The sequence below is a fragment of the Rhizobium sp. L43 genome, assembly GCF_002531725.1.
Taxonomy (GTDB): Bacteria; Pseudomonadota; Alphaproteobacteria; order Rhizobiales; family Rhizobiaceae; genus Rhizobium.
In genome coordinates, this window is record NZ_NWSQ01000001.1 from 421,199 (window position 1) to 435,503 (window position 14,305).

The window sequence follows — 14,305 nt, forward strand, 5'->3', positions numbered from 1 at the left end:
CAGCTATTGCGCCGCGCAGGGAGCGGTCGCGGCCGGCTCACGCCCGTCGGTATTCCTGGCTATCGCCGTGGCGCGAAGCAAGTTGCGGACTTCCGCCACCAGCCTGTTGGCGAGGATGCCGATCGCCAGGCCGCCTGTGATGGCCAGCAGGTGAAAGACTGAGGCCGGCAAGGCGCCGGCTGCCGGCGTCATCAGCAGTTCCGGTACGAAGCGGTGCAAGAGGTAGATGGGGAAGGCGGAGACGGCGATCGGCGTCAGCAGACGGCCGAGCCAGACGGGTAAGCGGATCCGCGGCAGATAAAGAAGGGCAAGAAGTGCGGCGAAGATCGTCAGATATTTGATCGTCGTTCCAATCCAGACCGTTTCCCAGAAGGCGAGATAACCAAGCACTGCCGCAGCCAGCGCCGTCAGAACCATGCGCCGTGCCGCACGATCGGCAAGGCCGGCGCACCAGCCGAAAATACCGAGGTGGAAACCCCAATAGATCGTGAAAATCTGCCGCTTGCCGATATCGAAGACGAGCGGAAGAGAAAAGCGCGCGGCGACCGCCAGCCCGAGCAGGCCTAGCGAGAAGGCAAAGGGTCGTGCTCGCGCGAGCTTGCGCACCGCAGGCATCGCAAAAATGAGCGAGAAGACGAGAAGCGTCTGCGCATAGGCTTCGATGAACCAGTAGAGATAGGGGACCATCTCGTGGCGCTCCGGATCGGCATAGCCGAAATTGCCGGTCAGCGTGATCGAGGCCCAGGGAACCGTCCGCCAGGCGAGCGCATAGGCGGCGACAATGCAGAAATAGGGAATAAGAACGTTGATGGCGGGCCGCAGCGCGTGGCGGAACTGGCCGGCGAGGAAATGGCCCGACTGGAAGCGCGCCAGGCTGAAGCCAACGAGGAGCAGCATGACGCCCGATCCGCCGGGAATGGGCCACAGCATCTCGTGGTGCAGCACCACCAACAGGATGGCGATCGCCCTCAGGACCAGATCGGTTGGCAAGGCCCTGATGTCTGCAAGGCGCAAGAAGCGTGCCGCCGGCCGGCCATTGTCGAGCTCGGCGATCCGCGCCTGCGCCCAGCCTTCCGGCAGGTCGACGCCGAGCCGGTCGAATTCCATCGTCAATTGCAGGAAACGAAGGGAATCGCCGCCGAGCGAGACAAAGCTGTCATTGCGGCCGACGGTGAGGGGATAGAAGACGCGGGCATAGGCTTCGAGCACGCTGACCGTCGCCGGGCGACTTTTCGCGCGCGTCTTCCGCATCGTCTCCCCGAGCCTGTCATAGTCGATTTTGCCGGAGGCAAGCCTGGGCAGGTCCGCCTGCTCGGTAACGCAGATCAGGTTCGCGGGAAGACGGCTCGCCTCCGCAAGGATCCGCCGCGCCCGATCGGCCACGCCAGCATCGGTCACATAGGCCTGCAGGCCTTCGTCGTCGCCCACGACAGCAGCCGCGATGCCCGCCTCCACTAGCACCTGCTCCATGAGGTCGAAGCCGATCCGCAGTCCCGCGACCTTGGCGAAACGGCTTTTCCGCCCGACGATCCGGAAGAAACCCTCTTCGTCGCGAACGGCAATGTCGCCGGTGTGCAGCGCCCCGACCTCGGCTGGGCGGGCGAGATCGGCGCGATCCGCACCGTAGCCCATCATCACGTTCGGGCCGGAATAGACGAGTTCTCCGGCAACGCCCGGCCGATCGACCGGATTTCCGTCATCGTCGGCAAGGCTGAGGCTGCCGCCGGGGATGGCAATGCCGATCCGCTCTTCATTGTCCGACAGGCTTTCCGGCGGGACGAAGGCGATCCGGGCCGCCGCTTCGGTCTGGCCGTACATGACGAAGAAGCGGCCATTTCCGGCACTGATGTAATCACGGTAACGGCGAATGAGTTCGGGCGCGAGCCTGCCGCCGGCCACCGTCATGAAGCGCAGCGCCCCGACCTCGGTCGTCCGGAAGCGCGTCTTCTCCATGAGTTCGTAGGAATAGGGCACACCCGAAAAATTGGTGCAGCCGCCTTCGCCGATCACTCTGGCGAAATCGTCGCTCATCACCGAGACCCCGGGCAAGAAAATGCTGCCGCCGGCGATCAGGTGAGAATGAAGAACGGACAGTCCGTAGGAATAGTGAAGCGGCAGGACCAGAGCGGCCCGGTCGGCCGATGAAAGCTCGAGATAATCCGCTATCACACGCGCATTGGCGTCGAGATTGGCTTGGGAAAGGCGCACCGCCTTGGCAGCGCCCGAACTGCCGGAGGTCATCAGCACGAGAGCGAGATCGGGATGAAGTGGCTCAGCACGGCCAGGCCGGCTTTCCTCGATCAGACGCCAGCGGCCGTCGGCCGGCCGGAAGGTAAAATCGGGCCGGAAGGCTGCGAGAAAATCACTCCAAAGCCGGTCGTCGCATGGGGGCAGCATGGCCACGGCGTGGCCTGCGCGCAACGCGCCGAGATATGCGACGATCATATGCTCCGAGGTTTCCGCCGAGATCGCGACAAGCCGCTTTTCTCCCTGGCCCAGCCGTTCCGCAAACCGCAAGGTTCGCGCGTTGAGATCCGCATATGAAAGCGTCCGCCCATCGGCGAAAACAAGCGCCACGCGATCATCCGCGCGGACGATTTCGGACAAGATGTCGACAGTGGTCATGCTTATGCTTCAGATTGCCGGAAAACCTGCCGAAGCGCGTATAATCCTTGAGTATCACAGTCAACTAACCAGCGGCGTGACCCGTCGGTTTTTCCGATCCAATGGGGCCTTCAGGTGGTGGCGACAGCGCGCCGCCTACGAATGTCCTCAACCGTCGGCGCTAAGCACGGAAGCCTTTAGAGGGATGACATCATACATTGTTTTACTAGCACAAGTTGTGGTATGCGAGGTGGTGAACATTGGGGGAATGATCATGCGCTTCAAATCCAAGAAGGTTGGGGGGTTCCAGGTCTTCGCAGTTAGCGGCACCAATACGGTCTCCTTTGGCATAGACTTTGACCGGAGCACCGTTGACGGCCTTCTCGGTTTCGCCATCGAGCGCGAGGATACTGTCGAGAATGAGCGATACTTCATGTATGGCTTCAAGGTCTTCGAGAGTATCTATCCCAATCCTGACAAGGACCTTCAGGTCTCGACCTTCTCACAGCCAGTGCAAAGTTTTGTTTGGGACGATTTCACAGCGAAAGACGGGCGAACCTACACCTACTATTTTCATCCACTGAAGGGCACGCCCAAAAATCTGGACCGCTCGGCCAAGGCGATCCCGATCACGGTGACGACGGAAAAGCTCTTCACCAATGGCACCCACGATATCTTCTTCAACCGGGGCGTCGCCAGCAGCCAAGCTTATGCGCGAAAGTTTAAAAACAAGGCGCCGGACGCGTTGACCGAGCCCGATCGCACCAGGGCGCTCGAATGGCTGAGCAGGTCACTGGACGAGGCGATCTTGGCCTTCATCGACAATGCCGAGGCGGGAGACACTCTCCTCGGCGCCTTCTATGAATTTCGCTACTTGCCGGTCGCCGAGCGGCTCAAGGCCGCGATCGACCGCGGCGTGTCGGTGAAACTCGTCATCGACGCAAAGAAGAACGGCTATACCGACAAAAAGGGGAAAGTGCATCCCGACTTCCCGCGTGAAGACAATTTGAACACGGTAAAGGATGCAAGACTTCCAGAGAGTGCGATCGAGTGTTGGCGCGAGCACAATCCCGACGCCATCGCGCATAACAAATTCATGGTTCTACTGAAGGGCGGGGCACCGGCCGAGGTCTGGACGGGATCGACCAACCTTTCGGCAGGTGGCATCCATGGGCAGACCAATGTTGGTCATTGGCTGCGGGATCCCGCCACCGCCGATCATTTCAAGGCCTATTGGCAATTGTTGGCGACGGATCCGGGTAAAACCGGCGACGAGGACGCCGCTGGTGCCAGAAAGCTGATGGCCGCCTGCCGCAAGTCCGTTGGCAATTTGCTGGCGACCCCGACGGACTGGAAGGCAATCCCCTCCGGAACCACGCCGGTATTCAGCCCGCGGGCAGGCGGCGAGGTGCTGAGCATGTACGCGGCAGCCCTCGACGAGTCCTCGACGCTCGGATGCATCACGCTTGCCTTCGGCATCAGTGCACTGTTCAAGGATAAGCTCGTTCTGAACGACGGGAAAGGACCGCTAACCTTTCTTATGCTCGAGAAGAAGGACGAAGCGCGCAAGGGCGCCCGCACGCCCTTTGTCAGGCTCGGTGCGCACAACAATGTCTATGCCGCCTGGGGCTCGTATATCGAGGATCCGCTTTATCGGTGGACGCGCGAATCCAATGCCCGGGCGCTCGGCCTCAATCTCCATGTAAGCTATATCCATTCCAAGTTCCTGCTGCATGATCCGCTCGGCGCCGATCCGATCGTCGTCACCGGCTCGGCGAACTTCTCGACGGCTTCGACCAACGACAATGATGAGAACATGCTGCTCATCCGTGGCGAGAGACGGGTTGCCGACATCTACTTCACCGAGTTCAACCGGCTTTTCTTCCACTACTATTTCCGTTCGGTCCACGAGGAAGCGCATGACCGCGCAGAGGCAGGGACCGCCGCCGCGAACGCGGCCGCCGACCAGAAGGCAAGCCTGTTCCTGGACGAAACCGATGGCTGGCTGACCAAGTACAAACCGGGAAGCCTGCGCACGAAGCGCGTCGCGATGTTTACGAAGATGGAAGGAACTGTGACCTCATGAGCGTGAAAGGCACCGCCTGGAAAGCTATCAAAGCCATCCTGATCGCAGCCGTATGCGGCCTGATGGCGATGCCTGCGGGAGCCGACGAAGCGCATCATGCCTATGCCTATCTCCATCGAAATCCGGAGATCGGTAAGGACCTGCCCAAGGCTCATGCCTATATCGTCGATCGCCTGCAGGCCATGGGCGGTTTCTCGCTGGTGGCCGTGCCGGCTCTGCCGTCGGCAGTGATAGCCGTGCTTGACAGCGGCAAGCCCGGCCCGACGATCGCTCTGCGTGCCGACATGGATGCCCGCCGCCTCGATACCGGCGAGGAGCCCGAAGACCACGATCCGCGTTCAGAAACGCCCGGATTGATGCACAACTGCGGCCATGATGCCCACAGCGCCATGCTGCTCGGTGCCGCTGCCGAGCTACGCGGCCATCCAGAGAGGTTTACCGGCAAGATCGTATTCCTGTTTCAGCCGGCCGAGGAGGTAAAGGGCGGCGCCGACGACATAACTGCCGACGGTGTACTCCTGCGCCTTGGCGTTCGCGCGATCTTCGCACAGCATGTCGTGCCCGGCCAGCCTGTCGGTGAGGTTAGCGTGTCCCAGGGCTCGGCGATGGCTGGCAGCAATACGTTCAAACTCAATTTGCGTGGTACGGCATCGCACGCGGCGATGCCGTATGAGGGCGCGGATCTCGGCGTGACGGCCGCCAAGGTGATCGTCGAACTCGCAAACCTGCCTGCGCGGGGATGGGATGCATCGAACCGCCCTGCCGTCATCTCGGTAACCAAGATTGCCAGCAGCTCGACGTCGATCAACGCCACCCCCGCCGAGGTGACCGTAGAAGGCACGCTTCGCGCCTTCGAGCCACTCGGCGATGCCGCAGCGACCGGCACGCTCAACAACCTCATCGCTGCAAGGATCAGCGCACTCGCTCAAGTTTACGGCGCGACCGCCGAGTGGACCGTGACGCCGGGAACGCCGCCAACTGTCAACGATGTCGAGACTATCCGCGCCCTTGCGGCGGACCTGCCCAATGAGGCCGGCATACAGCTGACCGTGTCAACCGAGCGTTACATGACCTCCGAAGATTTCGCCTACTACAGCCAGTTGTTGCCAGCGGTGTATTTTGGACAGGGCATCGCCAAAGATGCGCTGGGCAATGTCGGGGTCCATCAGGGCGGCTTCACGATCCATCCCGATGCGCTCGACAACGGCGTCCGGCTTCTGGTCGCCCTGGCACACCTCGCAACCGAAAAATTGCATTAGACAATCGAGCAGATCATGGAAACCACCGAAGAACTGCTCGACGTAATTATCGGATCCACCATCTCCGTGCGGGTCGCGGCGCCGCCGGAAGCGGAAGTCATCTTCCTGCCGACCGATGCGGTCGGCACGCCCGGACAATTGAACGGAGAGATTTTGCGTCGGCTCGGCCTTTCTCTGGATCTGCCGAGCGCTCGTGAGCTGAAGCGCGGATATCATGTCGAACGAACGTCACGCGGTCTCATCTGCTTTGTCGTCACCGTCGCCAGCCGTCCCCCGGAAGAGGCGCTGCGAGTAAATCTCGGTCTGGCGCTCGCCGATCCAGGGATCGAGGGCGCGAGCTCGATCTGGGTTCCTTTGATGGGTACGGGCGTGGGCCAAATCCCGTTCCACCGGAGCTTTTCGATCATCCTCGATGTGCTACAGACCGACCGGCGTATCATCAGCGGCACCATGAAAGCGATTATTTCGGTCCCCGACGACATGCCGTTGGACCAGCGAGGCTTTCTATCTGACCGAATCCGTGCAACGTCTGCGCCCCTCACGGTTACCCCACCAACTCAGGCAAGCGCCAATCCCTACGAACTCGCCCGGTCGGAGGCGGTGACGGCCGCCCTCGATCATGCGACCAGCCTCGGTCAATTGCATCGCAGGCCGCGCAAAGCACTTTCGACAACGCTCCTGTTCTTTGCACTCGCCGACAGCCAGTCCAGTACGACGCCGGTCGAGCTTCGCGAGGATGTGGCGGCCGAATTCTTCCGAGCCGCGGTTCATTTCCTGGCTGGCGATCGATATTCTGTGGCTTGGCAGGACTATTTCGGAACAGATCAACAGCTTTCGTCGCCAGACAAAGCCGTCAAACTGCTAGAGCCGACCAAGAATATCGCGTCAGTGCTCCACAGTGCGTCCGCGATTGCTGGCGGAGCAGAGAGGCCAATCCAGATCGATCATCTTGTCACGGCTCTGCTCGCGCAAGAAGAGGCCAGGCTCCGGCGTGTGCTCTCAGAGATGGGGATGACGGCGGACAAGCTTGCTACGGAATACAAGGACGCACGTCTCGGCCAAGTCCTCAAGCGATTTAACAACGACGTCCCGACGAGCGATGATCAACTCGGTTACGACAGCTATGCAACCGCAATCTATGAGTTCCTGACGCACGTCGAAACGCCGCCGCCTCTCAGCATCAGCATCCAAGCGCCATGGGGCGGCGGAAAATCATCGCTGATGAACTTGATACGCGAGAAGCTCGATCCGCGCAGTTTCAGGGAGAAGCACAAACCGGCAATCGGGGGAATTGCGGGCGCGCCGCGACTGTTGCTCGGAGCGGTCCTCCGGTTTCTCGACCGTGATGAGGATTTCTCCGTCAACCCGGAACCGATGCCGAACATCGGCCAGCCGACGAAGCGGCTCTGGACGATCTGGTTCAATGCATGGAAATACGAAACAACCGAGCAGGTCTGGGCGGGGCTGGTCGACGCCATCGTTTCGCAGGTTGCCGAACGTTTGCCGCCGCTCGAGAGGGAGAAATTCCTTCTAAAGCTCCAACTCGCGCGTATCGACGACGGCGAGATCCGCAAGCGCATCTATAACAGGGTCATCACCATTTGGTGGGCCAAGGCTCGCGCATGGGTGCTTGCGGGTGCGTCGACGACCTTGGCGTTGTTTGGTCTCGGTGTCGTGAAACCCGATCTCCCCGGGACCATTCAGAAGGCGATCTCGCTATGGATACCCGACGGCAATGGGTACGCCAGCGCGGTTGCAGTGCAGATCATTCTGTCGATCTATCTTGTCGGCAGCTATTTTAAAAGCCGCAATGAAACACGTAAGGAACCGGCAACTTTCAGCCTTGCCGAATATATTCGGGTGCCCGACTATGGCAAAGCAGTCGGAGAGATCCATCACATTCACTCGGACCTCAGGCGCGTGCTCGGCGTCGTACCTAAAGAGCCCGGTGAGAGCGAGCACGCCCCCATCGTCATCTTCATTGACGATCTAGACCGCTGCTCACCAAGCAAGGTGGCGAGCGTCGTCGAGGGCGTGAGCATGCTGCTCGCCAGCGATACCTACCGCTGCATGTTCGTCATCGGCATGGACCCGCAGATGGTGGCTGCAGCGCTCGAAAGTGCGCATGAAGACGTACGCAAGCAGCTTCCGACCTATGAGCGCTCCGTGCCGCTCGGCTGGCGCTTCATGGACAAGTTCATACAGCTCCCTTTCACAATCCCGCCAAGCGGTGGGCGGCAGTTTGAAGGTTATGTGGACTGGCTCGTCGGCGCTGTCCCGCCCACCACACCATCCGGGAAGAAGGATGGGACAGATGCCCCCGCGAATGGGTTTGAGCCGCGGCGCCCGCCGAATCCGCCTGAGGAGACAGGGCGCGACACGCCAGCGCGTAAACCAGTGTCGGCTCTCCCACTGAACGACAAGCCGGCAGACATGGCCACGACAGCGTTTGCGGAGAGTCGCGATGTTGGTGCGATCATTCGTAAGATTGCCGCCTACTCCATCGGCAATCCACGCGAAATGAAACGGATGGTCAATCTGGCTCGCTTCTATCTTTCTTTACGGTCGGCGAGACGCGTGCGCGATGCTCATTGGCGCGCGCCCGATCTGGATCAATATGCACGCTGGATTGCGATCACATTGCGGTGGCCGGATATGTTGCGGTGGCTGCAATGGGGAGCCGACGAAGCTCATTGGCCGCCGGAGCAGCAGGGAACTGACCTTGTAATCCGCCGGTTAAGGGTTCTTGAGTTCCACGCATCGACATCAGACCTCCCCGATAAGTGGCGCGCCGCGCTTAGATCCGAGCTTAATGTTCCAATCGATTCCGACAGTGACTGGGCATGCGACACCAAACTGTTCGAGTTCTTCAAGACGGAATCTGCGTTAGCGGAGGGTAAGCGCCTCTCGGATGCGGTGATGCGCGGTTTTTGGTGACATCGCACGTTGTCACGTTTAGGGTTCAGCCGGACCAAGGGAGATGTTCAATAAAATCGTCAGCGGATAATTGCGTCGGTTCTTTAGGCTAAACCGAATTCACCCGACCGGCTTTTGCAGGACGTCGAAGCGTGGATTGGTTTCGGAAAAGATCGGCAGGGCGGCGGCGCCGAGGATGGCCGTGTCCTTGCCGGTCATGCCGATCATGACGCGGGGCACGCTGCGCGTCCGGTCGGCGTCGATCGGGACGTGCAGCGGCTCCAGCCGTTCTGCGAGCCTCTGCATCAGCGATGTCGATATGCTGCCGCCGAGCACGATGGTCTGCGGATCGAAGGCCAGTTCGAGGAAATCGAGGGTCTGCCGCAGCGGCTGGACGGCCTGGTCGAGCCAGGCGTCCAGGCCTTCGCCACCCTTGGCGATCACCGCGTCGAGAGCGTCTGATGACAGCTCCTCGGCATTGGCAATGCCCATGAATTCATAGGCGACGGCAGGCGAGACATAGCGGTCCAGGCAGCCGCGCTTGCCGCAGCTGCACAGCTTGCCGTGCGGCTCGACGATGATATGGCCGATCTCGCCGGCATTGTTGCGGCTGCCCTTGTAGAGATGGCCGTCGAGGAACATTCCGGCGCCGATGCCGCCGCCGCCGGCCAGGAACAGATAGACGAAGCTGCCCAGGCCGCGGGCGACGCCGTGAAGACGCTCACCGATTGCGGCTGCCGTCGCATCGTTTTCGACGAGCACCGGCACCTTGACCCGCTGTTCCAGCTCATGGCCGACGGGAAAATCCTGCCAGCCGGGCAGGTTCTGCGGGCTGAGCGAGGTGGTGCCGCCATCGGCATAGCGGCCGGGCAGCGCCATGCCGACGCCGAGCAGCCGGTTTCGGTCGAAGGCGAAGGACTGCTGAAGATCTTCGACGATTGTCTGGAGCGCCGGCATGGCTCTTTGCGGATCGGGATGTTCGACATGGCGCTCGATGCGGGCGCAAACGGCGCCGGAGAGATCCGTCAGAACCCCGCTGGCGCGCTGGCGGCCAAGTTCGAGGCCGATCGAATAGGCGCCGGCGGGATTGATCGAATAGGGGATGATCGGCTGGCCGCGCGCCAGCTTCTGCGCCTGCGCCGGCACAAGAAGATGCGACCTCTCCAGTTCCTCGACGATATTCGACACGGTCTGGGCGGTCAGCGCCGTCATCCGGGCGATCGCCGCACGCGACAACGGACCGTTCGTCCGCACGGCCTCGATCACCACACGCCGGTTGTGAGACTTGGCCTGCTCGAGATTCGTGCCGGAGATCGCCTTCATGTCGCCTTCAAAGGAAATGGAGCCTCACCCTTGTCACAAGACGGATAGTGATGAAAGCCACATTCTTCGCCGGCTTTTATTGAACCCCGGCGTCAACAGGCGCAACGGCATTTCGTCTCTGCAGCAGGCCGAGGATCGCAATCCCCGACAGGCCGGTAACGGCGCTCATGATGGCGGTCCCGGAATAGCCTGTCACATAAGTGCCGGCGGCAAAGACCAGCGCACCGATCCCGGCGCTGGCAAAGATATTGACGGAGATCAGGGCGCTGCCGAGCCCCGGCCGATCGGCAATGAGATCCTGCAGATAGGTGATCGGAATGCTGATGATCGCCGCCGCGCCGATGCCGGCGAGCAGGGTGAGCGCATAGAGGTGCCACGGCTGCGAGGCAAAGCCGAGAAGGCTGAGGAACACCGCATAGATGATGGTGCCGGCGGCAAGCGCCGTCATCTGGCCGGCCTCCCGCGCGATCCGCGACCAGACGATGATGAAGACGATCTCCAGCAATGCGACGATGCCGACGAGAATGCCGACGTCGCTGAGCGCACCGTGGGCGGCGCCGGTGGCGATCAGCGGCAGAAGGGCGTCGTTTAGATGCAGCGTGCTGGTGATGAGCGCCACGCCGGCGACATGCGCCGAAATCCGTGGCGAAATAACCTGCCGCAGCGCGCCGAAATAGGTGAGATGCTGAACCGCTGTTATCTCCGTTGCCACCCGCTTCGGCAGGGCGAAGAGGATGATGCCCTGGCATAAGAGGCATGCGATGGCGGCAAAGAGATAGGCCGGCAGCATGCTCGATGCGCCTGATAGCAGCAGGCCGGTTATGCCAGGGATCAGCACCCAGGAGAGCGAGATCATGGCGCGCACGCCGGAGTTGGCCGTCACCATGTCGCTGCGGTTCATGCCGTGCATCGCCGCGCGTGCATTGGCAAACAGCAGCGAGTTCAGCGCCCCGAAGATCGGCAGCGGCAGCAAGCCGCTGATGATGAAGATCGCCGCTGTGGGAAAGGCGTAGACCATGCCGTAGCCGACGATGCCGAAGAGGCAGGCGCCGATCATCGCCGAACGGTATTCGCCCAGCCGATCGGCGAGATTGCCGAGCAGGATGCTGATGACCACGTTCACCGCCGCCGAGGCGAAGGCCAGGAAAGAATAGAGACCATCGCTCAACCCCAGCTCACGGATGCCGATGATCGAGCGGTAGGGTGCGGTCATCGCCCCGGCCATGCCGAAGGTGAAAATGGCGATCATGCTGGCGCGGATCGCCGGATTGCGGAAGACGGCGGGGAAGAGGCGGCTCATGGGATCATCAATCGTCAGGGAGATCGGCAGGCGCGGCCGCGGCGGGCCTACCTGAAGGTCATATCATGCTATCGTTTCGGCTCGGAGATCGGAGGCCCAAATTTAATAATGCTCCGATTGGGAGAAGGTCCGCGCCAGTTCCGCCTGGCCGGCCGTCAGGCCGCAGTCGACAGGCAGGCAGACGCCTGTGATCGCTGCCGCCAGCGGACCGGCCAGGAAGGCGACGGCATTGGCGACATCTTTCGGATCGACGACACGCTGCAGCGGATACCAGCGGCGCGCTTCCTCGAAAACATTCGGGTTGGCGCTCGCGCGTGCCTCCCAGGCCTGCGTCTTCACCGTGCCGGGTGCGACGGCGTTGGAGCGGATGCCGAACTTGCCGTATTCCACCGCGACCAGCCGGGTGAAATGCAGCAGGCCGGCCTTGGCGGCGCTATAGGCCGGATGTCCGAAGACATGGATGCCGTTGACCGAGGCGATGTTGACGACGGAACCCTTCGAGGCCTTCAGCATCGGCTCGAAGGCGCGGAAACACAGGAATGCCGCTTCGAGATTGAGCGCAACGTCCGCCCGCCAAATGTCAGGCGTCGTCTCGTGCAGGCTGGTGGCGCGGGCCGCCCCGGCATTGTTGACCAGCGTCCGAACCACGCCGACTTCCCCAGCGCGTCTAACCAATTCGGCAATGCTCGTTTCGCTGGTCACATCACATCCGACGGCGACGAAGCGATTGTCCGGCCCGAGCTTCGAAGCGACCGCCGCCGCAGCCTCGGCATCGATGTCGGCGAGAAACACGACGTCATGCTCATCGGCCAGCCGTGCGGCGATCGCAGCACCTATATCGCCCGCCGCACCCGTGACGATCGCTGCCGATTGGGTCATTTTCCCGCGCTCCCGCTCATTGTTTCAATCTCGTGGGTTTCAATCTCGTGGGCTTCAATCTCCAAGCAATTGCCGGTCATCGCCGTCGCGGTGAATGACCAGCTGCTGCTTGATGCGCCGAAGCGTGGTCGTCGCCTTCGGCTGAACGGCGTAGGCGATGAGGCTCGACAGAATATCGACGGTGGCGATGTAGGCGATGCGCGTCGAGGTCGGCCGATAGATGTTGTTGCCCTCGGGAAGGTCGATCGGCACGACGATTTCGGCGGCCTTGGCAACCGGGCTGTCCGTCTGGGTGAGAGCGATCGTCTTCACCTTGGTCTCACGGGCAAGCTCGAAGGCCCGCACCAGCTCCATATTGCGGCCGGAGAAGGATGAGCCGATCAGCACGTCGCCCGGCCTTGCCGCGGCGGCCATCATCAGCTGCATACTGTGATCGGAACTGGCGGTGATGCGAAGCCCGAGACGGAAGAGACGGTTCTGCAGCTCGTCGGCAATCATCGACGAATTGCCGCCGGAGCCGAAGGCATAGATCATATCGGCCTTGGCGATCAGCGCGACGGCGGCTTCGATCGCGGCAAGATCGAGCGACCGGTGCAGCAGAAAGAGCGCGTTCTGCGCCTTGGTGATGATATCCTGGGCGACATCGGCCGGATCGGTGCTTTTCGATTCCGGCTTCAGATACCGCACGCCGATATGGGCGGTCCGGGCAAGCTGCACCTTGAAATCGGAAAAGCTCTCGCAACCCAGCCGCCGGCAAAAGCGGGTGACGGTCGGCGGCGAGACCTTGGCCCGTTCTGCAAGCTCGATGATCGAGGCATTCACCGCAAATTCGAAGTCGTTGACGATGATCTCCGCGATGCGGCTCTCGGAGGGAGAAAGCCGGCTCTTGTCTTCCTGCAATGTCGAAAAGATATCCAAATCCGCTCCCGCCCTTCTTCTCTATGCATCCTTCTTCTTATAGGCCACGCAATCGATCTCAACCTTGCAATCGACCATCATCGACGATTGCACACAGGCGCGTGCCGGCGGATGTTCGCCGAAATACTCCTGATAGATCTTGTTGAAGGTCCAGAAGTCGCGCGGATCGTCGAGCCAGACGCCGACGCGCACGACATCCTCGACGCCGTATCCGGCCTCGTCGAGAATCGAAAGAACGTTGGCGATCGTCTTATGGGTCTGGGCGATGATGTTGCCGTCGATGATTTCGCCATCTTCCATCGCAACCTGGCCGGAAACATAGAGCCATCCGTCGGCTTCGACCGCACGCGCGAAAGGCAGGGCCTTGCCGCCGGCGCCGGTTTGAACAGTGCCATAGCGCTTGATGGACATGCTGAAGTCCTTGCAAATTATTTTCTTGATAAGTTGACAAGTGACCATAGAAAGCAGAATTTGACCAGTGAAAAACGCCATTTATGAAAAGAATTTCAATCCGGGGCAGACATGCGCGATCCTTTCCTGAATCCTTTTCCCACCGACAGCGCCCGATCCGCGATCTGGGAAATGCTCGTTCCGCGCGATATCGATGCCTTTCTGGCCGCCGACTGGTCGATGGTCGAGCATGATTTCGTTGAAGAGGGCTTCATCGGCATCGATGCTCAGAAGGCCGTCAGCCCCGACAAGTGGCGCCTCGCATTTCCGACGCGGTCGGCCTATCGCCAGGAATGGCTGAGGCAGGCGGAGGATTTCGCCCAGCAGAGTTTCGCGGAAGATGCGCGCACCGCGATCTTCACCACGACGACGCTCGAAGATATCGAGATCGAAGGCGAGACGGCGCTCGTCCGCAAGAAGTTCGACGGCGGCATTACCAAGTCCGACGGCACCCGCGACATCCTGCAATGGCAGACGCTCTATTATTGCAGGCTTCACCAAGGACGCTGGAAAATCTCAGGTTTCACCGGCTACCTGCCGAACCCGATGGGTTGAGGCGGGGCCGACAAC

General features: G+C 61.2%; 10 protein-coding genes. 4 read left to right on the forward strand and 6 right to left on the reverse strand.

What is annotated here, in order from left to right:
- Positions 1 to 3: 3 nt before the first annotated feature.
- Positions 4 to 2,625, reverse strand: a complete 2,622-nt coding sequence (locus CO667_RS01960) for an AMP-binding protein (protein WP_097616741.1) — start codon at positions 2,623 to 2,625, stop codon at positions 4 to 6.
- A gap of 4 nt (positions 2,626 to 2,629) precedes the next feature.
- On the opposite strand from CO667_RS01960, the gene CO667_RS01965 reads away from it, so the two are divergent.
- From CO667_RS01965 to CO667_RS01975, 3 genes are read left to right on the forward strand one after another with little or no spacing between them, the layout of a single operon-like run.
- The gene (locus CO667_RS01965) at positions 2,630 to 4,690 is read left to right on the forward strand and encodes a phospholipase D-like domain-containing protein (protein WP_179874038.1); all 2,061 of its coding nucleotides are present in this window, start codon (positions 2,630 to 2,632) and stop codon (positions 4,688 to 4,690) included.
- Positions 4,687 to 5,949 (forward strand): M20 family metallopeptidase, encoded by a 1,263-nt coding sequence (locus CO667_RS01970; protein ID WP_097616743.1) that lies wholly within the window; start codon positions 4,687 to 4,689, stop codon positions 5,947 to 5,949. Before CO667_RS01965 ends, CO667_RS01970 begins: the two co-directional genes overlap by 4 nt.
- Positions 5,950 to 5,964: 15 nt before the next feature.
- Positions 5,965 to 8,886 carry a P-loop NTPase fold protein gene (locus CO667_RS01975; protein ID WP_097616746.1) on the forward strand — a complete coding sequence of 974 codons (2,922 nt, stop codon included), beginning with the start codon at positions 5,965 to 5,967 and terminating at the stop codon, positions 8,884 to 8,886.
- Between the two features lie 99 nt (positions 8,887 to 8,985).
- On the opposite strand, the gene CO667_RS01980 is transcribed toward CO667_RS01975, so the two are convergent.
- From CO667_RS01980 to CO667_RS02000, 5 genes are all read right to left on the reverse strand, one after another.
- Complete coding sequence (locus CO667_RS01980; protein WP_097616749.1) at positions 8,986 to 10,188, reverse strand: ROK family transcriptional regulator; 1,203 nt, start codon at positions 10,186 to 10,188, stop codon at positions 8,986 to 8,988.
- Positions 10,189 to 10,264: 76 nt separating this feature from the next.
- Entirely contained in the window at positions 10,265 to 11,488 is a 1,224-nt protein-coding gene (locus tag CO667_RS01985) for an MFS transporter (RefSeq protein ID WP_097616751.1), read from the reverse strand.
- Between the two features lie 102 nt (positions 11,489 to 11,590).
- Entirely contained in the window at positions 11,591 to 12,367 is a 777-nt protein-coding gene (locus CO667_RS01990; protein WP_097616753.1) for an SDR family oxidoreductase, read from the reverse strand.
- A 54-nt stretch (positions 12,368 to 12,421) separates the two neighbouring features.
- The gene (locus CO667_RS01995; protein WP_097616755.1) at positions 12,422 to 13,285 is read right to left on the reverse strand and encodes a MurR/RpiR family transcriptional regulator; all 864 of its coding nucleotides are present in this window, start codon (positions 13,283 to 13,285) and stop codon (positions 12,422 to 12,424) included.
- 21 nt (positions 13,286 to 13,306) lie between these two features.
- Entirely contained in the window at positions 13,307 to 13,696 is a 390-nt protein-coding gene (locus CO667_RS02000; protein WP_097616757.1) for a RidA family protein, read from the reverse strand.
- A 111-nt stretch (positions 13,697 to 13,807) separates the two neighbouring features.
- Between CO667_RS02000 and CO667_RS02005 the strand changes: the two genes are divergently transcribed.
- Positions 13,808 to 14,290 (forward strand): hypothetical protein, encoded by a 483-nt coding sequence (locus CO667_RS02005; RefSeq protein WP_097616759.1) that lies wholly within the window; start codon positions 13,808 to 13,810, stop codon positions 14,288 to 14,290.
- Positions 14,291 to 14,305 lie beyond the last annotated feature (15 nt).